The organism is Pseudomonas sp. Ps21-P2, assembly GCF_039672565.1.
GTDB lineage: Bacteria > Pseudomonadota > Gammaproteobacteria > Pseudomonadales > Pseudomonadaceae > Aquipseudomonas.
This window is the reverse complement of the sequence record NZ_JBDFPL010000002.1, coordinates 419,305-443,006: the sequence shown is the minus strand read 5'-3', so window position 1 is coordinate 443,006 and position 23,702 is coordinate 419,305. Positions and strand designations below refer to the sequence as shown.

General features: G+C 61.0%; 17 protein-coding genes. 4 read left to right on the top strand and 13 right to left on the bottom strand.

What is annotated here, in order from left to right:
• Positions 1-94 precede the first annotated feature (94 nt).
• From dbpA to ABEH28_RS05780, 10 genes are all read right to left on the bottom strand, one after another.
• Positions 95-1,474 (bottom strand): ATP-dependent RNA helicase DbpA, encoded by a 1,380-nt coding sequence (gene dbpA / locus ABEH28_RS05825; protein WP_074893676.1) that lies wholly within the window; start codon positions 1,472-1,474, stop codon positions 95-97.
• A gap of 86 nt (positions 1,475-1,560) precedes the next feature.
• Positions 1,561-3,003: a multidrug transporter subunit MdtD gene (gene mdtD, locus ABEH28_RS05820; protein WP_346629371.1), complete on the bottom strand. Its 1,443-nt coding sequence runs from the start codon at positions 3,001-3,003 to the stop codon at positions 1,561-1,563.
• Positions 3,004-3,248: 245 nt separating this feature from the next.
• On the bottom strand, positions 3,249-4,574 hold the full coding sequence (locus tag ABEH28_RS05815; protein ID WP_346629540.1) for a TldD/PmbA family protein: 1,326 nt from the start codon (positions 4,572-4,574) through the stop codon (positions 3,249-3,251).
• The gene (locus ABEH28_RS05810) at positions 4,574-6,016 is read right to left on the bottom strand and encodes a TldD/PmbA family protein (RefSeq protein WP_346629370.1); all 1,443 of its coding nucleotides are present in this window, start codon (positions 6,014-6,016) and stop codon (positions 4,574-4,576) included. Before ABEH28_RS05810 ends, ABEH28_RS05815 begins: the two co-directional genes overlap by 1 nt.
• 282 nt (positions 6,017-6,298) lie before the next feature.
• Positions 6,299-7,996 (bottom strand): choline dehydrogenase, encoded by a 1,698-nt coding sequence (gene betA / locus ABEH28_RS05805; RefSeq protein WP_346629369.1) that lies wholly within the window; start codon positions 7,994-7,996, stop codon positions 6,299-6,301.
• Positions 7,997-8,144: 148 nt separating this feature from the next.
• Entirely contained in the window at positions 8,145-9,617 is a 1,473-nt protein-coding gene (gene betB / locus ABEH28_RS05800; protein ID WP_192171155.1) for a betaine-aldehyde dehydrogenase, read from the bottom strand.
• Between the two features lie 74 nt (positions 9,618-9,691).
• Positions 9,692-10,285, bottom strand: coding sequence for a transcriptional regulator BetI (gene betI / locus ABEH28_RS05795; protein ID WP_122533875.1), 594 nt, complete (start codon positions 10,283-10,285; stop codon positions 9,692-9,694).
• A 199-nt stretch (positions 10,286-10,484) separates the two neighbouring features.
• Entirely contained in the window at positions 10,485-11,666 is a 1,182-nt protein-coding gene (gene choV / locus ABEH28_RS05790; RefSeq protein WP_282371702.1) for a choline ABC transporter ATP-binding protein, read from the bottom strand.
• The gene (choW, locus tag ABEH28_RS05785) at positions 11,663-12,511 is read right to left on the bottom strand and encodes a choline ABC transporter permease subunit (protein ID WP_192171475.1); all 849 of its coding nucleotides are present in this window, start codon (positions 12,509-12,511) and stop codon (positions 11,663-11,665) included. The genes choV and choW overlap by 4 nt, the downstream gene beginning before the upstream one ends.
• Positions 12,512-12,575: 64 nt before the next feature.
• Entirely contained in the window at positions 12,576-13,523 is a 948-nt protein-coding gene (locus tag ABEH28_RS05780) for a choline ABC transporter substrate-binding protein (protein WP_346629368.1), read from the bottom strand.
• A gap of 476 nt (positions 13,524-13,999) precedes the next feature.
• On the opposite strand from ABEH28_RS05780, the gene ABEH28_RS05775 reads away from it, so the two are divergent.
• The 3 genes from ABEH28_RS05775 (at position 14,000) to ABEH28_RS05765 (ending at position 18,278) form a co-directional block, all read left to right on the top strand.
• On the top strand, positions 14,000-15,376 hold the full coding sequence (locus ABEH28_RS05775; protein WP_346629367.1) for an L-serine ammonia-lyase: 1,377 nt from the start codon (positions 14,000-14,002) through the stop codon (positions 15,374-15,376).
• A 462-nt stretch (positions 15,377-15,838) separates the two neighbouring features.
• Complete coding sequence (locus tag ABEH28_RS05770) at positions 15,839-16,942, top strand: GlxA family transcriptional regulator (protein ID WP_282371699.1); 1,104 nt, start codon at positions 15,839-15,841, stop codon at positions 16,940-16,942.
• A gap of 370 nt (positions 16,943-17,312) precedes the next feature.
• Positions 17,313-18,278 (top strand): halovibrin HvnA, encoded by a 966-nt coding sequence (locus ABEH28_RS05765; RefSeq protein WP_346629366.1) that lies wholly within the window; start codon positions 17,313-17,315, stop codon positions 18,276-18,278.
• A gap of 44 nt (positions 18,279-18,322) precedes the next feature.
• Here ABEH28_RS05765 and ABEH28_RS05760 read toward each other — a convergent pair whose 3' ends face one another.
• Entirely contained in the window at positions 18,323-18,586 is a 264-nt protein-coding gene (locus tag ABEH28_RS05760; RefSeq protein WP_346629365.1) for a hypothetical protein, read from the bottom strand.
• Positions 18,587-18,916: 330 nt separating this feature from the next.
• Here ABEH28_RS05760 and rlmJ point away from each other — a divergent pair, with 330 nt between their 5' ends.
• Complete coding sequence (gene rlmJ, locus ABEH28_RS05755; protein ID WP_346629364.1) at positions 18,917-19,756, top strand: 23S rRNA (adenine(2030)-N(6))-methyltransferase RlmJ; 840 nt, start codon at positions 18,917-18,919, stop codon at positions 19,754-19,756.
• A gap of 339 nt (positions 19,757-20,095) precedes the next feature.
• Here the strand turns inward: rlmJ and msrA are convergent, their stop codons facing one another.
• Entirely contained in the window at positions 20,096-20,758 is a 663-nt protein-coding gene (gene msrA, locus ABEH28_RS05750) for a peptide-methionine (S)-S-oxide reductase MsrA (protein WP_346629363.1), read from the bottom strand.
• 130 nt (positions 20,759-20,888) lie between these two features.
• Complete coding sequence (locus ABEH28_RS05745; RefSeq protein WP_282371696.1) at positions 20,889-23,582, bottom strand: EAL domain-containing protein; 2,694 nt, start codon at positions 23,580-23,582, stop codon at positions 20,889-20,891.
• Positions 23,583-23,702: the final 120 nt, after the last annotated feature.

Below are 23,702 nucleotides of genomic sequence, written 5' to 3'. Positions count from 1 at the left end.
GTCGCTCCCACAGGGGTTGCGCGGCCTTGTAGGAGCGACCGGGGTGGCGCTCCACCTTGCTCGCGATCAGGGGGCGATGCGGTATTGCGGGTGTTTACAAGATCCGCACGCGCAACGATTTGCCCTTGATCTTGCCGTTGTTCAAACGCTCCAGCGCCTGCTTGGCCATGCTGCGTTCCACGGCGACGTAGGCCTGGAAATCAAAGATCGCGATCTTGCCCACCTGAGTGCCGGGAATGCCGGCTTCGCCGGTCAGCGCGCCCAGAATGTCGCCAGGGCGCAGTTTGTCTTTGCGGCCGGAACCGATGCACAGCGTGGTCATCGGTGGTAGCAGCTTGCCGCCTTCCTTGCGCTCCAGTTGGTCGTATTGCTGCCAGTTGAGCGGCGCTTTCTGCAGTTCTTCAACGGCGCGGGCGCGCTGGCTTTCGCCGGGGGCGACGAGGCTGACGGCGATGCCGGTCTCACCCGCACGACCGGTACGGCCGACGCGGTGAATGTGGATTTCCGAATCCCGCGCCAGTTCGACGTTGAGCACCATGTCCAGGCCATCGATGTCCAGACCGCGCGCAGCGACGTCAGTGGCCACCAGCACCGAGGTGCTGCGGTTGGCGAACATCGCCAGCACCTGGTCGCGGTCACGCTGTTCCAGATCGCCATGCAGGCCGACGGCGGACATGCCCTTGGCGGTCAGGTGATCGACCACTTCCTGAACCTGCTGCTTGGTGAAACAGAACGCCACGCAGGACTGCGGACGGAAATGATCGAGCACGCGGACCACCGCTTCGAGGCGTTGTTCCGGCGCGATTTCATAGAAGATCTGCTCGATCTGGCTGTCGGCGTGGAGCGCTTCGACTTTGACGGTCTGCGGGTCACGCATGAATTTCGAGGACAGCTGCTTGATACCGACCGGGTACGTGGCCGAGAACAGCAGGGTCTGGCGACGCTTGGGGGTCTGCTCGATGATGTCGGCGATGGCATCGTAGAAACCCATGTCGAGCATGCGGTCGGCTTCGTCCAGCACCAGCGTGTTCAGGCCGTCCAGTACCAGCGAACCCTTGCGCAGATGCTGCTGAATGCGACCCGGTGTGCCAACGATGATGTGCGCGCCGTGCTCCAGCGAGCCAATTTGCGGGCCGAAAGACACGCCGCCGCAGAGCGTCAGGACCTTGATGTTGTCTTCGGAACGCGCCAGACGGCGGATTTCCTTGGCCACCTGGTCGGCCAACTCACGGGTGGGGCAGAGCACCAGCGCCTGGCAGCCGAAGTAGCGCGGATTGATCGGATTGAGCAGGCCGATGCCGAATGCAGCGGTCTTGCCAGAGCCCGTCTTGGCCTGGGCGATCAGGTCCATCCCCTTGACGATCACCGGCAGGCTCTGCGCCTGAATCGGCGTCATCTCGGCATAACCAAGGGACTCCAGGTTAGCCAGCATGGCGGCGGAAAGGGGCAGTGAGTTAAAAGCGGTGTTAGTCACGGGACGGGCCTGCAAAACAAAATGTCGCGCAGTGTATCAGGTCGCGACCCCTGCCTTGGGGCCGCGCGCGATAAATGGTGAGTGAATCACGCCTCGATCTCGGGCTCCGGTTGCGGTTTGCGCGCCGGTGCTTCGGGGGCCATGCGGGGCGACAGCTGCAGGAAGATCGACGCCGCCAGCATCGCCAGCACGCCGACGCACAGGAAGGTCAGCTGAAACGCGCCGAGCACGTCGCTGACTTCACCCGTCGCCACGTCGTCGCTGAATCCGCCCAGCAAGGCGGCCGCACAGGCGACGCCAAGACTCAGAGACAACTGCGCGACCACCGACAGCAAACTGTTGCCGCTGGCGGCACTGGCGTCATCGAGGTCGATCAGCGTCACCGCGTTCATCGCCGAGAACTGCAGCGAGTTGACCCCGCCCAAAAACGCCAGATGAATGAGCAGCAGCCAGTACGGCGTGTTGGCCGTGACCAGCGCCATGCTCGCCAGCAGAATACCCAACAGCAGCGTATTACCGGTCAGCACGATGCGATAACCCAGTCGCTCGATGGCTTTGGTTGCCAGAGGCTTGGCGAACATCGCCGCGAGGGCCAGGGGAATCATGCTCATACCGGCGTGAGAAGGCGAGTAACCCAGGGCGACTTGCAGCATCAGCGGCAGCAGGAACGGCAGGGCGCCGCTGCCCAGTCGGGCAAACAGATTGCCCATGATGCCCACCGCAAAACTGCGGGTCTTGAACAACTGAGCGGAGAACAGTGGCGCTTCCACATGACTGGCGCGCAACCAGTACGCGGCGAGACAGGCCATGCCGCCGAACAGCAGCATCACCACCCGCAAGTGCGGCAAGTGCAGTTCGCCGAGACCTTCCAGCGCAATCGTGATCAGCACCATCGACGCGCCGAACAGGCCGAACCCCACCAGATCAAACCGCGTGCGTCCGCCGCCCTGAAGGTCGGGGATGAATTTGCGCACGGCAAAACACCCGAGAATCCCCACCGGAAGGTTGATCAGGAAGATCCAGTGCCAGCTCAGGTATTCCACCAGCCAGCCGCCGACCGTCGGGCCCATCAGCGGGCCGAGCAGGGCGGGCATGGTGATGAAGCTCAGGGTGCGTACCAGTTCGGTTCGGGGGTAGGCGCGCAGCACGATGAGCCGGCCGACGGGCATCATCAACGCACCACCTAGGCCCTGAATCACCCGCGCCCCGACCAGCATGCCGAGGGAGTTGGACACCGCACACAGCAACGAGCCAAAGCTGAACAACAGAATGGCGCTGAAGAAGATGCGCTTGATGCCGAAACGGTCGGAAATCCAGCCCGACGCTGGAATCAGCAGGGCGATGGTCAACATGTAAGCGATGATCACCGACTGCATGCGCAGCGGGTTTTCCGCCAGCGAGCCGGCCATGGACGGCAGCGCGGTGTTGAGGATCGTGCCGTCCAGGCTTTGCATGAAAAAAGCGATGGCGATGACCCATGGCATCCAGCGCAGGGTGCGGGCGTCCAGCTGCGGTGTTGAGGTCGGCATGTGGATCGAGGGTCCTTATGGTTGCGGGAAACGGGCCAATTAATTATCGGATGTAACTGCTGGGAGCACGGCCCCGGTAGAAGCTCTCACTGCTGAAGCACGGTCCTTGTGGGAGTGAGCTTGCTCACGAAGACGCCCTGACAACCGCCCCATCTCTGCAGCCTGATTGCCAGCATTCGCGAGCAAGTTCGCTCCCACACACAGAGCTCAGTGGCTGCCCGCCAGCAGCCAGACAGCCCGATGCATTACAACGTCAGCGTCAACCCGCTCAGCAGCGCACCCGGCAGCAGATTCGAGGCGGTCTGGCGCTGACTGTAGGTGCTCGTCGACAGCAGGAGTTCCCTTTCTGTGGTCAGCTGCTCCAGTGCGGTGCCCAGCAGGCTGAAGATGCTGTCGTCGAAACGCATGGTATTGACCGGCGCCTTGATCTGCCCGTCCTCGACCCAGAACGTGGCAAAGCGCGTCATCCCCGTGATGCGCCCGGCGGTGCGGTCCGAGAAATTCAAATACCACAGGTTGCTGATGTACAGGCCCGTGCCCAGCGCTTCCAACACCTCATCCAGCGCCAGCGAGCCGCCTTCCATGCTCAGCGCACTCGGCGACTCGCCCCAGCCTGCGCCATTGGCGACAAGGCCGTATTCGGCGGCGCTGCGCGAGTCGATCATGCGATCCCGGGCGACGCCTTCGGCCACCAGCGACAGGTCCATGCGCGGATAACCCTCGCCGGAAAACGCAGGGGACAACGAGCCGCTGACCTGCTCGTTCAAACTCACCAGCGGACTCAGCGTGGCGTGACCGTCGTACAACCGCTGCAAGGGACTGGTCTTGTCAGCCAGCGACTGCGCGGAGAATCCACCCCAGCACAGCATTCCGATGACTTCTTCCAGTGCGGCGGGCGCCAGATAGGCACGGTATTTCCCGGGCGCGAGGGCGTGTGCCGGGTGGCCAAGAAACGTCAGTTGCTCACGGGCCAGCGCAAAGCGCCGTGCAAAACCCTCGTCAGTCCAGGTGTGGCCGGCGTAATTGGCTTTTACCGCCTGGCCGTTCTCGTGGAACAGGCTCCAGTCGAAATTGAAACTGTTGGCCTGATGCCAGCCCAGCGCACCACTTGAGCTGGCGAAACCGCGATAGATCGGCCCGGCGGCGTAGATGCCGACCAGATCCAGCCCCTCGCCCAATTGCGCGATCTGCTCGACCACATGGGCGCTGTCCGGCAACGGCGTCTCCTGCACGTTGCTGCTCTGCCAGGCCTCTTCGTTCAACTGGAGATAAGGGTCTTCCGGCAACAGCGTCAGGGTCTCGCGCAACTGAGTCAGGGCTTCGCTCAGGCGCTGTCGATCCACCTCGCCATCGCCCGACAGCGTCAGGCTCAGGTTTGCGTGACGGCCTGCGGCGATCAGCTTGAAGGTCACGCTGGCCTGCTGCACGTGGCCGGCCTGACGCACTTTGGCGTGGTTGAAACGAATGAAGTCCGACGATTCGGCGTCGTAGCTCAAGGTGTAACGCTCGTCTGCCGTGACCGCGCCGTGCAACCACTCGGCCAGGGCCTTGAATTGCGCTTGATGGGACATCATGCGTCACCTCCGAAAACATCAACGCTGGCGAACACGCAAGCGGGCGAGGCGTGCCCTACGCGGATCACTTGATTGGGCTCGCCTTTGCCGCAGTTGGGCGTGCCGAGGACCTTGAAGGTGCTGGCGTCGCCGACCGCGCTGAGGTTGCGCCAGAACTGGGCGGAGATCGCGCGGTAGTTCGGGTTTTTCACCACGCCCTTGATCTCGCCGTTCTCGATCAACTGCCCCCATTCGCAGCCGAACTGGAATTTGTTGCGCGCATCGTCGATCGACCACGAGCGGTTGGTGCTCATCAAAATGCCGTGCTCGATGCCGCCGATGAGCTGCGCCATCGACTGGTCGCCCGGCTCGATATTCAGGTTGGCCATGCGGTCGATGGGGGCGCGGTTCCAGCTCGACGCGCGGCTATTGGCGACGCCTTCCATGCCGCTGCGGTATTGCGACAGCGCGCCGCCCAGCGGCCTCACCAATACGCCGTCCTTGATCAGGAATTGCTTGCTCGCCGGTGTGCCGTCGTCATCAAAGCCGTAGCTCGCCAGTTGCTCGGGGATCTCGGGATCGAAGGTCACGTTGAGCAGCCTTGAGCCGTACTGCAGGCTGCCGAAGTCGCTGGCTTTGACGAAGCTGGTGCCGGCGTAATTGCGCTCATCGCCGAGGATGCGGTCCAGCTCCAGGGGGTGACCGATGGATTCGTGGATTTGCAGGGTCATCTGGTCGGGCGTGAGCAACAGATCGCGCGGGCCGGAGGGCGTATTCGGCGCCATGACCAGTTGCAGCGCCTGATCGGCAACATTAACTGCGGCGCCAATGATCCCGCAGGACGCGATGACTTCTGCGCCGCCTTGCTGGCCGAAGTTCTCGCGGCCGAGGCTGCGGGTCTGGCTGTCCTGGCCGTCGTAGGCCGTGACGGTCAGCCCGGGAAAGACGAAGCGCTGGGCCTGACGGATCTCGGCGCCGGCGTTGTTCAGGTAGATCTGCTCGACGTTCTCAAGGCCCAGACTCACCTGCCAGTTGACCAGACGCTCGTCCCTGGGCACCGACGCCGATTCGGCGTTGAGCAGGGCATAGCAATCGCTGAGCGATGGAAACGCGCTTTGCAGGTTGGGCGAAAGGTAATCGGCACGAGCGGTGGCGACAGCATGGTCGTGCAGGTCGAGCAGCGAATGCGGGGCCAGTTGCCGCGCTTGAATCTCTGCTTGTTCCAGCGCCGATTGAAGGCCGCGCCGGGAGATGTCGTTGGTGGCCGCGTAGGCTTCGACACCATTGATGCGCACGGTCAGCATCGCGCCCTCGTCGATGCTCAGTTGCGGCGGCTCGGCGACGTTCTTGCGCACCGACAGATGCTGGCTGGTCTGTTTGACGTAACGCAGGGAGAAAAACGGGGCGCTGCTCTGCAGGGCGGCGAACCGCTGTTTGAGCTGAGCGGAGAAGTCGAACATGCAGGAAGGCTCCTTGGCGATTCGGACAGGCAACGGCCCGAATCATAGCGCGGATGATCACTGCAGCGGGGAGGGATGGCGGTGGAGGCACGTCGGCGCCGGAGATGTATCTAGTGAGACATGGACTGGTGGGAGCGAGCTTGCTCGCGAAGAGGTCGGCACATCCACTGAATCTTCAGCGGCTGAAATGCCTTCTTCGCGAGCAAGCTCGCTCCCACATGGTCCGGGTGTGCTGCACGATTGCACAGCATCCCGAAGGATCTCCAAGAGCGCTGGCGGTGGTTACTGCGCCAACGGGCCCACTTCGCGCATCGGCTTGCCACGCACGGGCGCATCGCCGGCGACGTAGTAATCGGCGGTGCTGCGCGGCAGTGGAGCACGGCCGCGGATCTTGTCGGCGATTTTCTCGGCCATCATAATCGTCGGCGCGTTGAGGTTGCCGGTGGTGATCAGCGGCATGATCGACGCATCCACCACACGCAGCCCTTCCATCCCGTGCACACGGCCCTGGCCGTCAACGACCGCCATTTCATCGGTGCCCATCTTGCACGAGCAGGACGGGTGATACGCCGTCTCGGCGTGCTCACGGATAAACGTGTCCAGTTGCTCGTCGCTCTGCACGTCGATGCCCGGGCTGATTTCGCGGCCACGGTATTGGTCCAGCGCCGGCTGCTGCATGATCTCGCGGGTCAGGCGAATGCCGTCGCGGAATTCCTGCCAGTCCTGCTCGGACGCCATGTAGTTGAAAAGAATGCTCGGGTACTCGCGGGGATTCTTCGATTTCAACTGCACGCGGCCTCGGCTTGGCGAGCGCATCGAACCCACGTGCGCCTGGAAACCATGCTCTTTCACGCCCTTGCTGCCGTTGTAGTTAATCGCGACCGGCAGGAAGTGGTACTGAATGTTCGGCCACTCGAATTCCTCGCGCGAACGAATGAAACCGCCTGCTTCGAACTGGTTGCTGGCGCCGATCCCTTTACCGAGGAACATCCACTCGGCGCCGATGGCCGGCTGGTTCCACCACAGCAGCGACGGGTACAGCGAGACCGGCTCTTTGCAGGCGTACTGCAAATACATCTCGAGGTGGTCTTGCAGGTTCTCGCCAACGCCCGGCAGATCATGAACGACCGGAATGTCGAGCTTCTTCAGCAGCGCGGCGGGGCCGACGCCGGAACGCTGCAGGATCTGCGGCGAAGCGATGGCGCCGCCACACAGCAGGACTTCCTTGCGAGCACGCGCTTCGATGCGGGTGTCGCTGTCGCCAACCAGGTAGGCCACGCCGACGGCGCGCTTGTTGTCGAACAGAATCCGGTCTGTCAGCGCGTGAGTGACGATGGTCAGGGTCGAGCGCTTCTTCGCTTCGTCCAGATAGCCACGGGCGGTGCTGGCGCGACGGCCGAACGGCGTGACGGTACGGTCCATCGGGCCGAAACCTTCCTGCTGATAACCGTTGAGGTCGTCGGTGCGCGGATAACCGGCTTGCACGCCCGCTTCCACCATTGCGGCGAACAGCGGGTTATTGCCGGCTTTAGGCGTGGTCACGCTGACCGGGCCTTCGCCGCCGTGGTAGTCGTTCGGTCCGATATCGCGGGTTTCTGCCTTGCGGAAGTACGGCAGGCAATCAAGGTAGGACCAGTCTTCCAGGCCCGGGTTTTTCGCCCAGCCATCGTAGTCCATGGCGTTGCCGCGGATGTAGCACATGCCGTTGATCAGCGACGAGCCACCCAGGCCCTTGCCGCGACCGCATTCCATGCGGCGGTTGTTCATGTGCGGCTCTGGCTCGGTCTCGTAGGCCCAGTTGTAGCGACGGCCTTGCAACGGAAACGCGAGGGCGGCTGGCATCTGCGTGCGGAAATCAGCGCGATAGTCCGGGCCGCCTGCTTCAAGCAACAGCACGGTGACGCCTGCGTCTTCGGTGAGACGGGCTGCCAGGGTGTTACCGGCCGAGCCGGCGCCGATGATGATGTAGTCGTATTCCAAGATAAATCTCCTTGGGAGTTGCAAGCGTCAAGCCTCAAGCTGCAAGAAAAAGCAGCGAGACGGCGCCTGCGAGATTGGTGGGGTGAGCGGCAAACCAGGACTGCAGTTGCTTTGTCTTGGGGCTTGCCGCTTGCCGCTTAAAGCTGCTTTAGAACACCGACGCGTAATCGCCCAGCTCGACCTGCACAGACTTGATGCGGGTGTACTGCGCCAGCGAGCTGATGCCGTTCTCGCGGCCCACGCCTGACTGCTTGTAGCCACCGACCGGCATCTTCGCGTCGGACTCGCCCCAGGCGTTGATCCAGCAGATACCGGCTTCCAGTTGATGAATCACGCGATGCGCGCGGTTCAGGTCCTTGGTCACGATGCCCGCAGCCAGACCCATTTCAGTGTCGTTGGCGCGGCGGATCACTTCTTCTTCGCTGTCGTAGCTGAGGATGCTCATGACCGGGCCGAAGATTTCCTCTTTGACGATGGTCATCTCATCGGTGCAATCGGTGAACACGGTCGGGGCAACGAACGCTCCATTGGCCAGCTCGCCCTCGGTCAGACGGTCGCCGCCGATCAGCAGGCGGGCGCCTTCTTCCTTGCCCTTGTTGATGTAGCCGAGCACGTTTTCCATGTGCGCGAAGCTCACCAGCGGGCCGAAGTTGGTGTTGTCGTCTTGCGGGTTGCCGACGCGGATGCGTTTGACGCGCTCAAGGATTTTCGCTTCGAACGCTGCCTTCAGCGCGCTCGGCACGAACACGCGAGTGCCGTTGGTGCAGACCTGACCGGAGCTGTAGAAGTTGGCCATCATCGCGATGTCAGCCGCACGATCCAGGTCGGCGTCGTCGAAAATGATCAGCGGGGATTTGCCGCCCAGCTCCATGGTCACTTCCTTGAGCGACGAGCTCGACGCGCTGGCCATGACTTTCTTGCCAGTTTGTACGCCGCCGGTGAACGAGATCTTCTCGATGCGCGGGTGCTCGGTCAGCCAGCTGCCGACGTCGCTGCCAGCACCGGTAAGTACGTTGAACACGCCGTCCGGCACACCGGCTTCGGTGTAGATTTCGGCCAGCTTCAGCGTGGTCAGCGAGGTGACTTCGCTTGGCTTGAAGATCATTGCGTTGCCGGCGGCCAGTGCAGGGGCGGACTTCCACAGGGCGATCTGGATCGGGTAGTTCCACGCGCCGATGCCGACGGTGACGCCCAGCGGCTCGCGGCGGGTGTAGACAAACGAGGTGTCACGCAGCGGAATCTGCTCGCCTTCGATGGCGGGCACCAGGCCGGCGTAGTACTCCAGCACGTCGGCGCCGGTGACGATGTCGACGTATTTGGTTTCGGAGATCGCTTTGCCGGTGTCCAGGGTTTCCAGTTCGGCCAGCTCATCGTTGCGTTCACGCAGGATGTCGACGGCACGACGCAGGATGCGCGAGCGCTCCATGGCGGTCATGGCGGCCCAGATTTTCTGGCCTTTTTCAGCGCTGACGACCGCGCGCTCAACGTCTTCTTTGGTGGCGCGCTGGACCTGGGCCAGGACTTCGCCATTGGCCGGGTTGATGGCTTCGAAGGTCGCGTTGCTGCTGGCGTCCACGTAGCCGCCGTCAATGTAGAGTTTTTGCAATTCGAAACGGGCCATAAAATCCTCGCAGTAATCTGGGTGGGTGACGACCGAGTGCGCCATGCGCTGCCTTGGTCGTGGTGCCGGCTGCTTCAGCTCGGCGCTTTTGCCAGTTGAAAGTCCATGTACTCGTAGGCAATCCGTTGCGCTTGTTCGGTGTCGAAGGCGTCGCCCGAAAGCGCGCCGCGCAGCCATAGGCCGTCGATCAAGGCCGCCAGCCCCCGGGCTGCGCTGCGTGCTTCATCCAACGGCAATGCGCGACGGAACTGGCAGCAGAGGTTGGAATAAAGACGGTGGTCGTTGATTCGCTGCAGCCTGTGCAGCGAGGGCGAATGCATGCTGGTTGCCCAGAAGGCGAGCCAGGTTTTCATTGCCGGACCGTTGACCTGACTGGAATCGAAGTTGCCCTCGATGATCACTTTCAGGTGAGCCCGGGGGCTGTCGTCGTTCAATGCCCGGCGCCGCTCGGCGACGCTGGCGATCAGCGCATTCATCAAGTGGCGCATCGTCGCTGCGATCAGGCCGTTCTTGTCCTGAAAGTAGTGACTGATGATGCCGTTGGAGACCCCTGCCAGTTTGGCGATCAGCGCAATGCTGGCATCGCCCATCCCGACCTGATCGACCGCCGTCAGGGTGGCCTGGATCAACTGTTGACGCCGAATGGGTTGCATACCGACCTTGGGCATCTGTGGGGCTCCTTGATGTGCCGGGTGATCGTGGGTGGCTGGAAACGGCGTCCACTGTAAAGCTTTTTAATTGAACGTTCAATCAACAAAAAACGAGGGGCGCAGAAAAGCAGCTACAAGCGCCAAGCCTCAAGCCGCAAGAATCAAGGTTTGGCGGCCCTTCTCTTGCAGCTTGTAGCTCGCAGCTTAAAGCTGACCTTCAGCCATGATTCTTGCCCAGCAACGCGTGGTACAGCTCGCTGTCGCCGAGGATGCCGACCAGCTGGTTGTTTTCCTGCAGCACCAGTTTGTTGCCGGTGTGATAGCGGATCTGCAGGGCGTCACGCATACCGATGTCGGAGTGGACGACGGTCGGTTTGCGGCCGAGTGCATCCACCGACTGACCCGGCTCCCAGCTCTGCAGATCAAGGGCCGCGCCATGCTGGTGGGCGCCGGTGATGGCGTTGCCGTCGGACAGATCAATCCATGTGTCGTCGCTCGGGTCCAGGCAGACCTGAGAACCGTTGATGCGCGTGCACTGGGTGATCGGGCGCATCAGGCTGCGACCGCACAGCACGTTGAGCGGGTTGGTGTGGGCGACGAAGGTGCGCACGTATTCGTCGGCGGGGTTGAGCACGATCTCTTCCGGCACGCTGTACTGAATGATCCGGCCGTCCTTCATGATCGCGATGCGGGTGCCGAGCTTGAGCGCTTCGTCCAGGTCGTGGCTCACGAAGACGATGGTCTTGTTCAGCTTTTTCTGCAGCGCCAGCAGTTCATCCTGCAGGCCCTGACGGATCAACGGATCGAGTGCCGAAAACGGCTCGTCCATCAGCAGAATATCGGCGTCCATCGCCAGTGCCCGGGCCAGACCGACACGCTGTTGCATGCCGCCCGACAGCTCGTCCGGCTTCTTGTTGCGCCATTGGGTCAGGCCGACCAGCTCCAGTTTTTCGTCCACCAGCGCGCGCCGCTCTTTCTCGGGGCGGCCCTGCATTTCCAGACCGAAACTGATGTTCTCGCGCACCGTCAGCCACGGCATCAGGGCGAACTTCTGGAACACCATCGCAATGCGTTTGGTGCGCATCATCTTCAGCTCGGCGGGGGTGCAGGCGGCGATGTTGATCTGCTTGCCTTCGTGCTCGACGAACAGCGAGCCGCGGCTGACCGTGTTCAAGCCGTTGATGCACCGCAGCAAGCTGGATTTGCCCGAGCCGGAGAGGCCCATCAGCACGCAGATCTCGCCTTTGTTGATCTCCAGCGTGGCCTTTTCAACGCCGACGATCTGGCCGGTTTTCTTGAGGATTTCAGCCCGCGTAAGGCCCTGGTCCAATAGCTTGAGTGCCTCACGCGGGTCTTTGGAGAAGACGACGTCAACCTGATCGAATTTGATGATGCTCATGCGTCGGCCCTCACTTTGGCGTCCGGTTGTTTGCAGATCCGGTCGAGCATGATCGCCAGCAATACGATCGCCAGGCCCGCTTCGAAGCCCAGTGCGATATCAGCAGTGTTCAGTGCGTTGACCACAGGTTTGCCCAAGCCATCCGCACCCACCAGCGCGGCGATTACCACCATCGACAGCGACAGCATGATGCACTGGGTGATGCCGGCCGCGATGCTCGGCATGGCGTGGGGCAGTTCGATACGGGAGAGCAGTTGACGGCGCGAGCAGCCGAAGGCTTTGCCGGCGTCGAGGAGTTCTTGCGGGACATCACAGATGCCCAGGTAGGTCAGGCGGATTGGCGCGGCGATCGCAAACACCACCGTCGAAATCAGGCCCGGTACTACGCCGAGGCCGAACAGGGTCAGGGTCGGGATTAGGTAAACGAACGTAGGAACCGTCTGCATCAGGTCGAGGACGGGGCGCATGCAGGTGTAGAACATCGGCTTGTGCGCGGCAATGATGCCCAGCGGCACACCGATCACTACGCAGACCGCCGTGGCGAACAGCACCTGGGCCAGGGTCTCCATGGTTTCCTGCCAGTACCCCAGGTTGAGGATCAGCAGAAAGGAAATGATCACAAATACGGTCAGGCCCCATTTGCGCTGAATGAAGTGGGCAAGCAGGGCAACCAGGCCGATCAGCACGAAGGGGTTGAACCAGGTCAGCCCGCCGGTCAGGCCGTGAATCATGGTTTCCAGTGACGAAGCGATGGCGTCGAAGGTGCTGGCGCCGTGCTGCGTCAGCCATTCGACGAAGCCGGCGATGTACTCGCCCAGAGGGATTTTATGATCAGTCAGCATGATGTCGGTTGTCCGCGTGCGGGATGAAAAGAGGACAACAGGCGGGCGTACCCGCCTGCCTGTCGAGTTACTTCGTCAGCTCGGCTTTTGCGGCTTCCAGGCCAGGTTTTCCGTCCACGGTGGTGACACCCGCCAGCCAGGTGTCGAGTACTTGAGGGTTGGTTTTCAGCCACGCCTTGGCGGCCGCTTCAGGCTTCATCTTGTCGTCGAGGATGTTGCCCATCAGCGCGCTTTCCATCGGCAGCGTGAAAGACAGGTTCTTCAACAGTTGACCGACGTTGCTGCACTCGGTGGTGTAGCCCTTGCGCACGTTGGTGTAGACGGTGGCTTTGCCGAAGTCGGGGCCGAAGAAGTCATCGCCGCCGGTGAGGTATTTGATTTTGAAGCGGGTGTTCATCGGGTGCGGTTCCCAGCCGAGGAACACCACGTCGGTGTTGCGCCGCGAGGCGCGGTCGACCTGGGACAGCATGCCCGCTTCGCTCGACTCGACGACCTTGAAGCCTGCGTCTTTCAGGCCGAAGGCGTTCTTGTCGATCATGCTCTGGATCAGGCGGTTGCCGTCGTTGCCCGGCTCGATGCCGTAGATTTTGCCGTCGAGTTCTTTCTTGAATTTGACGATGTCGGCAAAGTCGTGAAGCCCCTTGTCGTAAAGGGCCTGGGGAACAGCGAGGGTGTATTTTGCGTTTTCAAGGTTGGCGCGGACGGTCTCGACGGTGCCGGCGTCGCGGTAGGCCTTGATGTCGTTTTCCATGGTCGGCATCCAGTTGCCGAGGAAGATATCCATGTTCTTGCCATCGGCCAGCGACTTGTAGGTCACGGGCACGGAAATCATCGTGGTTTTGGTTTTGTAGCCCAACGACTGCAGCACGACGCTGGTGACGGCGGTGGTCGCCGTGATGTCGGTCCAGCCCACATCGGAAAAATTGACCATCTGGCAAGCGGCAGGCTCTGCGGCCTGGGCCAGGATCGGAAGACTCAGCGCAACGCCCAGCAACAGCCTTTGTGAACCTTTCATGTTGGACTCCTTTGGTGTTTTCTTCTCGGCATCAACCGCAGCTGATGCGTTTTCTGGTGTCGGCGAGTCAAGTTGGGAAAACAGCTCCATCACTGCGTCTGGCGATTGAGTCGACAACGATCATGTAACAGGGAAAAACAAACGCCTACAGGGGGCGTCGTATCCAGTACACAGGGCGTCGTATCCAGTATCAGTGACGTCGCTTACAGGTTTTTTCCCTGCTCGCCGAATGATTCCCGGGACAAAAGCAGAGTGACGATACGGCAAAAAGTGCCGGAATCGGCAGCCGATCGTGTTCATGTACCGGTTAAAGCAGACGCGACGTTGGTGGGCATGGGTGAGTCGGTGTGAGACGCCGCCCTGCAAAACAAAAGGCTGATGATGCCGCCATCTCGATGGATCGCTGCGTGAGCGTAGCAGCTCCATCGCCGGCCGCGCGGCGCGCCGGGAGCCCTGTTTTCGGAGGTTTGCGGTCAATGGCAATCAGCGTGTTCGACCTGTTCAAGATCGGTATCGGCCCTTCCAGTTCCCACACCGTCGGCCCCATGCGTGCTGCCGCATTGTTCGTTCAGGGCCTGCGCGAACGCGATCAGCTGGAGCAGGTGAACCGCGTTGAAGTGCGGCTGTATGGCTCGCTGTCGGCGACCGGCGTCGGCCATGGCAGCGACAGCGCGGTGATCATGGGCCTGATGGGCGAATGGCCCGACGCGATCGATCCGTCGCTGATCGGCCAGCGCATCGCCGAACTGCGTGAGACCGACACCTTGACGCTCAACGGCGATCACCCGATTTCTTTCGTCTGGCAGCGCGACATGCTGCTCATCGACGAAAACCTGCCGTTCCATCCCAACGCCATGACGCTGGTTGCCTTCAATGAGCACGGTGAGTTTCATCGCGACACCTATTACTCAGTGGGCGGCGGTTTTGTCGTCGATGAGGCCCAGGCGGCGAGCGGCGTGCTGGATCGCGACGAAACCGTGCTGCCCTATGATTTCTCCAGTGCGGACGAGCTGCTGATGCTCTGCGAAACCCACGGCCTGCGGGTGTCGCAACTGATGATGGAGAACGAGAAGGTCTGGCGCAGCGAAGACGAAATCCGCGCCGGGCTCATGCACTTGTGGCGGGCCATGCAGGCGTGTGTCGAGCTGGGGTTGAAGCACGAGGGTATTTTGCCGGGCGGCCTGAACGTGCGTCGTCGTGCGGCGCGTCTGCACCGCAGCCTTCTGGAACTGAACAAGCCGAACGTGATTGGCTCGACGCTGAGCGCGATGGAGTGGGTCAACCTGTTCGCGCTGGCCGTCAATGAAGAAAACGCTGCCGGAGGGCGCATGGTCACGGCGCCCACCAACGGCGCGGCGGGGATCATTCCGGCGGTGCTGCATTACTTCGTCAAATTCAGCGACGAAGTGAGCGAAGCCAACGTGGTCGATTACCTCTTGGGCGCCGCGGCCATCGGCATTCTGTGCAAAAAGAACGCATCGATCTCCGGCGCAGAAGTCGGCTGTCAGGGCGAGGTCGGTTCCGCGTGCGCCATGGCGGCCGCCGGCCTGGCGGACATCCTGGGTGCCACCCCGGAGCAGCTGTGCAACGCGGCTGAAATCGGTCTGGAACATAACCTCGGCCTGACCTGTGATCCGGTGGGCGGACTGGTTCAGGTGCCGTGCATTGAGCGCAACGCCATCGCTGCGGTGAAAGCCATCAACGCTGCGCAAATGGCCCTGCGTGGCGACGGCCAGCACTTTATTTCGCTGGACCGAGTCATTCGCACCATGCGCGACACCGGCGCCGACATGCACGACAAATACAAAGAGACGTCCCGCGGCGGGCTGGCGGTCAGCGCCGTCGAATGTTGAGTCGATAACGCTCCCTGCCGGGATAGAAGCAGTTGCATCCGTGGATGGCTGCTCGCTTTTCGCTCACGCCGCACTGAGCCCGCTACGTTTTGGCGCGCGCTTCCCCCTTGAGCTGGCGCGATGCCATCTGAATCCGTAACCCATCGCTAGCTGCCGAGCACCCCGTGCGTCGGGTGACACTCCCGGACCGCCTGCCGATTCGATGGTTCACACAAGTGCTACGGAATTGCTCATCCCGCCCGCCGCGTCTGCGGCTCAGCGTCCCTCGGGGTCGCGATTTGAATCGTCATGTCGCTGCCGAATAGACGCTTCGCGACGTCGCAATCAGGGGTTGTTGAATGCTCATTCAACTTTAGGCATGGCATTTGCGTTGCAATGACAAAGCTCTCCACAGATGAGGGCGATACAACAAGAGCCTCCTGCCGGGGCCATCAACCGTTTTACGCGTGAGGAGAAATTGTGATGACTTCGTTCAACTCCGGGGCTCAACCCCAGAACCGTGCGCCCCAATCCATCGGCTTCCTGCTGCTGGACAACTTCACATTGATCTCCCTCGCGTCAGCGGTCGAGCCACTGCGTATGGCGAATCAGTTATCAGGCCGCGAGCTGTACCGCTGGACCACACTGACGGCGGATGGCGGCCAGGTCTGGGCCAGCGATGGTCTGCAGATCACGCCGGACGCCGCCATGCACAAGGCGCCGGTGCTCGACACCGTGATCGTCTGCGGTGGCGTCGGCATTCAACGTACTGTCACCCGCGAACACGTCAGCTGGCTGCAGAGCCAGGCGCGTCAGTCCCGTCGTCTGGGCGCGGTGTGCACCGGCAGTTGGGCATTGGCCTGCGCAGGCTTGCTGGACGGGTTTGATTGCAGCGTGCATTGGGAATGCCTGGCCGCGATGCAGGAGGCTTTCCCCCGCGTTGCCATGAGCACGCGCCTGTTCACCCTCGACCGCAACCGCTTCACCAGCTCCGGCGGCACCGCACCGCTGGACATGATGCTGCACCTGATCAGCCGCGATCATGGTCGTGAACTGTCCGCTGCCATCTCGGAGATGTTCGTCTACGAACGCATCCGCAACGAACAGGATCACCAGCGTGTGCCGCTCAAGCACATGCTGGGCACCAATCAGCCGAAGCTGCAGGAAATCGTGGCGCTGATGGAAGCCAATCTGGAGGAGCCGATCGATCTGGATGAACTCGCGGTGTACGTCGCCGTGTCCCGGCGTCAGCTGGAAAGGCTGTTCCAGAAATACCTGCACTGCTCGCCGTCGCGCTACTACCTCAAGCTGCGCCTGATCCGCGCCCGCCAGCTGCTCAAGCAAACGCCGATGTCGATCATCGAAGTGGCGTCGGTCTGCGGGTTCGTGTCCACGCCGCACTTTTCCAAGTGCTACCGCGAATACTTCGGCATCCCGCCACGGGACGAACGCGTCGGCTCCAACACCGCGCAGCAGGTGGGTATGTTGCCGATCCCGCAGTCGATCGTTCTGGCGCCGTTGTCCGGGCCGCTGTCGGCGCTGAGTCAGGCGCGTAATGAATCGACGTTTGCGAGTGTGCGGTTGTAGGGCGATGATTTAGCCAGATGCCATTGGAAAAACGCTAGAACCCCCGGATAGGAGCGCGCTCGCGATGTGCCGATTCAGATGATTAGGACATCGTCTGGGCCGTGCTTTCGCGGGCAAGGTTCTTATCGAGCTCGTAAATGGGCAGCCTCATTAAAAAATTATTTTCCGCTTTACGCCCTTGCGCTAAATCCTCCCGTTTTAGATTTATTTGAACCTATCCGCTTCTGTTTATAACTGCCTTGCGGCGTCGGTCGCGGGGAATCCTATTGTTAAGTTGTGGATTTCGGTGGCTAGGTTTTTTGGCAGTTACTGTCATTTCTGACAGTTTACGCGCCTGAGCGGCCCGACGTATAAAGTCAGCAGGATCTCCGTGGCTCAGTTTGTTAAGGATTACTCATCGAGCAAGGATGCTGAAATGAAAACATACGGCCTGATTTTTTTGATGGCGCTTATTCTGGGATGTACTAACAATCCGGATACTTCTTCCGGGTCGCGACGCGTCAATGCAGTAGATGGCAACGCCGTAGCGGCCTCTATCCAGCTTGCGTACCAGGATACCCGGCATGATTGTGGCAGCGCGTCGAAGCCAGCCTTTTTATGCGCAGGCGTGCTCTTTAGAGGCACGAGCACTTCCGGTGCCCATCACGCCTGGAACCCTGCGCCTGGGAAAACCGGTGTTTCGTTTTCCTACGTGCGCAAGGACGCTAACTTTGACCATCTCGCCGTGGGTACTGATAACGGGTTTATCTTTTATCCGATTCTTTCCGCACCGTCTGGAAAAGATCATATGTATGTACTGTGCTCGTTTCCTGTTGACGGTTATACCTGGATACGGGCCCAGCCAGGTTGCGGAGAAAGCTCTCAATATCCCGGCGTGAGCGGGCGCTGCCAGTCTCAGGGCATTTCCACCGCAGATCAGTGGAAAGCCCATTTCGACAAGGGACCATCAGGTGCAGACAGAGAGTTAATCTACGGTTATGTCTGTGCTTTTGATGTAAGCACTGAGATGAATGCCTTAGGTGCCGAGTCTTTTTATCAGTCACTGAGGGCCATGCATCTTCTGCCCGCTGAATTGAGGCACCGTTACAATGAGTTGATTGTTCAAGCGTGGGCTCAGGACATTCCGACAAGGCTTCCAATTCAGGCGTTCTTTTATACCTCTGTCAGCGGGTTAGTAAGCGCGAGGCATAATCAATGGGATTTTTTCAATAGCACAGGTGGACTCTTCGTTCCGATCATTCATATGACGCTGCCCGCAGTTGTCACTGGCGACGCGACGTTCACTTATAACCCTGCAGATCAATATTGCCAGCCTGATGCAACTTCCTGCTCGTGACTGGCGTTATAAGCTTACTGTGGCGATACGTCAGCAATGACCAACTAACGGGGCATGCTTTTGTTGTATGTCGTGAGCGCCGGCAACAACTGCTGATCAATCGCCTGGCGCACGGCTGGCAAAATCGTTGCGCTGCCGCTCAGCAGTTTCTCGACCAATTGCCGCAATGCCCGAGCGCGATCGTCATTGAGGCCGCGCACCGCCTGTGCGCACGCCTGTTCCGCGCTGAGGCCGGAGGGTACTTCGAGACCGATCGCCCTGAGTTGGCTGATCAGGTCGTCCTGGTCCATGAGGTCTGCGTGCATCATGACGTGCGCTCCGTTCTTGAGGTTGGCCTGATTCTGGTGGTGCGCGCGTGAGCTCGGCAAGCGCTCGCGTCGCAGATGTCTGGCATACGCATCAGTGTGTCGTTTTCGGCTATGTAACCGTTTAGTTCATTTGGCATAATCCGCCCACTTACATTGCGCGAGCTACGGTTTGGTCACCCTCTGGCCCGCGCAGATGCCTCACCCCGGTTTTGTAACGGCTTAACCGGGGATTTTTTTGCCTGTCGTTTGGGCTCCTTCGAGCGGCAGGGCATGAGCGGTCTGCGCAACGTCGGATGGTTTGATAAACTCCGCAGCCTTCCAGGAGCCGCCATGAATTACCGTCACGCCTTCCACGCCGGCAACCACGCCGACGTTTTCAAACATATCGTTCTGACTCGCTTGATCGCGCTGATGTCGCGCAAAGAGCAGCCACTCGCTTACCTCGACACTCACGCGGGCATCGGCCTGTATGACTTGCAGGGCGATCAGGCCACGCGCACCGGCGAATGGATCGAAGGCATTGGCCGTCTGTGGGATGCCGAAGACGTGCCTGAAATGGCGGCCGGTTACATCGACGCGATCCGTCACATGAACCGCAAGACCGGCGAACTGCGTTACTACCCGGGCTCTCCCGAACTGGCCCGCCGCCTGACCCGCGAACAGGACCGCGTGCTGCTCAACGAAAAGCACCCTGAAGACGGCGCGCTGCTTAAAGACAACATGAAATACGACCGCCGCGTCGCCGTGCACCTGGGCGAAGGCTGGCACGTGCCCCGGGCCTTGCTGCCGGTTCACGAGAAGCGCGCAGTCATGCTGATTGATCCGCCGTTCGAGCAACTGGACGAGATGAAGCGCTGCTCCGTCGCCCTCAAGGAAACCATTGCGCGGATGCGCCAGACCGTTGCGGCCATCTGGTACCCGATCAAGGACCAGCGTGCGCTCAAGCGTTTCTATCAGGAACTGGCCGAAACCGGTGCACCGAAACTGCTGCGGGTCGAGTTGTTCGTGCATCCGCTGGACACACCCAGCAGCCTCAACGGCTCCGGCCTGGCGATCGCCAATCCGCCATGGGGGTTGGAAGAGGAGTTGCGCGAATTGATGCCGTGGCTGGCGAAGAAACTCGGCCAGACGCAAGGTGACTGGAAGATGGATTGGCTGATTGCGGAGTAACCGCTCTTGGTTTCTGCGGCGTGACGGCTTACGTCTTCCCGGCTAAAGCCAGTCCCACTGACAGCACGCGTAGTGTCAGCGGGATCAGCTTTAGCCGGGAAGAGGCCAGGAAGTGATGCAGCGGACACCGTTCATGTGGGAGTGAGCTTGCTCACGAAGGCGGCATCTCAACCGCTGACTATTTAGCGGATGTGATGGCCCATTCGCGAGCAAGCTCGCTCCCACAATTCGTTCATCTGCCGGAGGATCGGCGATGTCTGCCTCCCCCGGCCAAGGCAGCCTTTGCCGATACCAGGGATGCCAGCGGGTCCAACGCGGCCGATCCCTCTATGGGGTAACTCAGTTCCCCGCCAGGCTCGGCGGCATGCAGACGCCGGTGCCGCCAATACCGCAGTAGCCCTGGGGGTTCTTCGCCAGATATTGCTGGTGATACGCCTCGGCGAAGTACACGGTGGGCGCCTGGTCGATTTCGGTGGTGATGTCCCCAAGACCAGCCTTGGCCAGTTCGGCTTGGTACACCTCGGCGCTGCTTTTGGCCGCCTGCAGTTGTTCCGGCGTTGTCGCGTAGATCACCGAGCGGTATTGGGTGCCGATGTCGTTGCCCTGCCGCATGCCCTGTGTCGGGTTATGCAATTCCCAGAACATCGCCAGCAGTGCTTCGTAGCTGACCTTCGCAGGTTCGTACACCACGAGGACCACCTCGGCATGGCCCGTCAGCCCCGAGCAGACTTCTTCGTACGTCGGGTTTGGCGTGAAGCCACCCGCGTAACCCACAACAGTGCTGACCACACCTTCTTTCTGCCAGAAGCGACGTTCCGCCCCCCAGAAGCAACCCAGGCCAAAGATGGCGAACTCGACGTCATTAAAGAACGGCCCAAGCAGCGGCGTACCATTGACGAAATGGGTTTCTGGCAGGGTCATGGGGGTTTCGCGCCCAGGCAATGCCTGCTGAGCGGTGGGGAGAGCGTTTTTATTCACAAGAATTTCCGAGCGCAAGACCATGAGGCACATCCTCTCTGGGGCAGGACAACCGACATGCGTTGTCAGTGAAAACCGTATATGGGGTCAGAATCGGCTGATGCAAATGCAGGGCGGCAAGTGTGCCGCACTGATGTGATACGGGGAAGGGGCCTTAGGCCAGTGGGCCGCGCGGGTAGCGACGCAACTTCTCGATCAGCTCTTCGCCCGGAATCGGCTTGTCGAACAGATAGCCCTGACCGACATCACAGCGATGGCGACGCAGAAACGCCAGCTGTGCCGCCGTCTCGATGCCTTCGGCGACCACGGTCAACTTGAGGTTGTGGGCCATGGCGATGACCGCCGAGGTGATTTCCATGTCGTCCTGATCATCCGGGATGTCCCTGATGAAGCTGCGGTCGATCTTGATCACGTCGATGGGGAATTTCTTCAGGTAACTGAACGACGAATACCCCGTACCGAAGTCATCCATCGCCAGGGTCAGGCCTAGCGTCTTCAGCGACTCAAGCTGCAGGCGCGTGTCTTCGGTTGCCTCCAGCAGCAAGCCTTCAGTCAGTTCCAGTTCCAGCAGCGACGGGTCGAGCTGTTCGTCACGCAGAATACTAGCCAGCGAGGAGACCAGCTCCGGATCGGAAAACTGCTTCGGCGACACGTTGATTGCCACATGCAGTTTGCCGTAACCGGCAGCGGTCAGTTGCTTGCTCATGCGGCAGGACTGGCGCGCGACCCACTTGCCGATCGGGATGATCAGGCCGGTCTCTTCGGCGACGCTGATGAACTGGTCCGGGCGGATCATGCCTTTTTCCGGATGATTCCAGCGCAGCAACGCTTCCATGCCCAGCAGACGGCCACTGCGCAAGCACAGTTTGGGCTGGTAAAAGACCTCAAGTTCGTTCTGCGTCAGCGCGCGGCGCAGGTTGTTCTCGACGAACAGCTTGTAACTCGCCTCGGCGTTCAGCGCTTCGGTGAATACCTGCACCTGATGCTTGCCGTTGGCCTTGGCCTTGTGCAGCGCCAGGCCTGCGTTCTTCATCAGCGTCTGCGGGTCGCGGCCATGGATCGGCGCGCAGGCCAGCCCCACCGAACCGGTCACGCTGATCAGCTGATTGTCGACGAACATGGGCTTGTCCAGCGTGCTCAGCACCTGGCTGGCGACCCGTTGGCCCTCCTCGGGACTGGTGTCGTCGAGTAGTACAGCGAATTCGTTACTGGCGAAGCGCGCCAGAATGCCGGTCGGGCTCAGGCTATTGCGCAGGCGGCGAGCCAAGCTGATCAGCAGCTTGTCGCCAGTCTGGTGGCCGAGGCTGTCGTTGATGCGCTTGAAGTTGTCGATGTCCACCAGCAAAAGACTGATCGGCGTCGCGACGTCGCGGGCAAAGTGCTCGTCCAGGGTGCGGATGAACGCCGGACGGTTGCCCAGACTGGTCAGATTGTCGGTGTACGCCAGGCGCTCGATCCGCTGCTGGGAGAGCTTGGCCTGGGTGATGTCTTCGTAGATGCCGATGTAATGGGTCAGCTCGCGGTTGTCGCCGTAGACCTTTGAAATCGACAGCTGGCCCCAGTACGGTTCCAGATTTTTGCGTCGGCTCTTGAACTCGCCCTGCCAGCTGTTTCCGTTGACCAGACTGGAGTTCGCGTCGAGGAGCAGCGCGCTGAGATTTTCCAGCGCCGGCAGCTCCGACAGGCGATGCCCATGAACCTCATCGGCCGGGTACTGGGTGATCTCGGTGAAGCTCGGGTTGACGTACTCAACCACGCCGTCGCGGTTGACCAGCAAAAACGCATTGGCGCTTTGCTCCACGGCACGCTGAAACAGGTGCAGGGCGCTGGTGGCGGTGCGGCGGTTGTGGTTGTTGATGGCGTGGGCAAACTGATCGGCCAGCTCACCGGCAAAAGCAATCTCATCGGACTGCCATTCCCGTGGCGTACCGGTCTGCTCGAGGCACAGCACGCCCACCACCTGGCCATCGATGCGCACGGCGGCGTCGAGAATGGCGGTGATGTCCTGGGTCCGCAGTCGCTGAACCAGCTCGCGCGTACGCGGATCCTGCTCGACATCGTTGACGTCGATGGCGCGGCTGGTGTGCAGCACGTCCAGGTAGCTGGGGAATTCGCTGATGTCGATCGCATCGGTTTTGGGGAACGTGCTGGTATCGCGGCGATACTCGGCAATCGGCTCAAGGGTCTTGCCGCTGAGGTTCCACAGGCTGGCGCAGGAGATGTTGTAGATCTCGCAGGCGCTTTTGGTGATCAGCTCAGCGGCTTCCTGCAGCGAATTGTTCGAACTGTAGCGATGGCGCGCCAGACGCAGAATCAGGCTTTGCTGTGCGCGGACCCGTTCAAGATGCAGCAACTGTTCGTGCTGGGCGCGTTGATTGAGCTCCAGCGCAATCTGCAAGCGGGAGTTCTGTACTTCCAGATCGGGGCTGATGATCAGTTCGCCGGGCTCGATCTGCGCATCAACCACCATCAGGTAGCCGCGCAACAGATGCCGGTTGTGTTGCTTGTATCCCTCACCGATTTCCACCAGATTCAAAGGGCCGCGCGTCGTGTGCAGGGTGTAGCGGATCAGGTAATGGGCGCTGCCGGCCAGTTGCATCTGCACGGCGTCGTGCAGTTGATAGCGCGCTTCGGGCTCCATGAGACTGGCGTAAGGCGTACCCACCAGCGCGCACAGTTCGACGGCGGGCATGCTGAATTGCTTTTCGCAGTTCGGATCCAGATAGAGCATGGCCCAGCTGGGTTCATTCAGCCGCTCGAAACGCAGCATGCCGAGCCGCGAGGGCACCGGTAATTGCGTCACGACCTCGGCCGCCGGTCTACCGGCAGCATCAGGTTGGCTTTTCATGAAGGAACTCGCTTTCAGGGTGCTGTCGCGCACGGGCAAGGAGCCCGTCTTTAAGTCGCGTGCCGCAAGGTTGCATCATGGCGAACGGGCTGACAAGTCAGCGCGATGGCTTAGTGCTAT

Excerpts from the sequence above, each read along its gene's own strand:
- mdtD (WP_346629371.1), bottom strand. The coding sequence starts at position 3,003 with ATGCCGACCTCAACACCGCAGCTGGACGCCCGCACCCTGCGCTGGATG.
- ABEH28_RS05815 (WP_346629540.1), bottom strand. The coding sequence starts at position 4,574 with ATGTCCCATCAAGCGCAATTCAAGGCCCTGGCCGAGTGGTTGCACGGC.
- ABEH28_RS05810 (WP_346629370.1), bottom strand. The coding sequence starts at position 6,016 with ATGTTCGACTTCTCCGCTCAGCTCAAACAGCGGTTCGCCGCCCTGCAG.
- betB (WP_192171155.1), bottom strand. The coding sequence starts at position 9,617 with ATGGCCCGTTTCGAATTGCAAAAACTCTACATTGACGGCGGCTACGTG.
- betI (WP_122533875.1), bottom strand. The coding sequence starts at position 10,285 with ATGCCCAAGGTCGGTATGCAACCCATTCGGCGTCAACAGTTGATCCAG.
- choV (WP_282371702.1), bottom strand. The coding sequence starts at position 11,666 with ATGAGCATCATCAAATTCGATCAGGTTGACGTCGTCTTCTCCAAAGAC.
- ABEH28_RS05780 (WP_346629368.1), bottom strand. The coding sequence starts at position 13,523 with ATGAAAGGTTCACAAAGGCTGTTGCTGGGCGTTGCGCTGAGTCTTCCG.
- ABEH28_RS05775 (WP_346629367.1), top strand. The coding sequence starts at position 14,000 with ATGGCAATCAGCGTGTTCGACCTGTTCAAGATCGGTATCGGCCCTTCC.
- ABEH28_RS05770 (WP_282371699.1), top strand. The coding sequence starts at position 15,839 with ATGACTTCGTTCAACTCCGGGGCTCAACCCCAGAACCGTGCGCCCCAA.
- ABEH28_RS05760 (WP_346629365.1), bottom strand. The coding sequence starts at position 18,586 with ATGATGCACGCAGACCTCATGGACCAGGACGACCTGATCAGCCAACTC.
- rlmJ (WP_346629364.1), top strand. The coding sequence starts at position 18,917 with ATGAATTACCGTCACGCCTTCCACGCCGGCAACCACGCCGACGTTTTC.
- msrA (WP_346629363.1), bottom strand. The coding sequence starts at position 20,758 with ATGGTCTTGCGCTCGGAAATTCTTGTGAATAAAAACGCTCTCCCCACC.
- ABEH28_RS05745 (WP_282371696.1), bottom strand. The coding sequence starts at position 23,582 with ATGAAAAGCCAACCTGATGCTGCCGGTAGACCGGCGGCCGAGGTCGTG.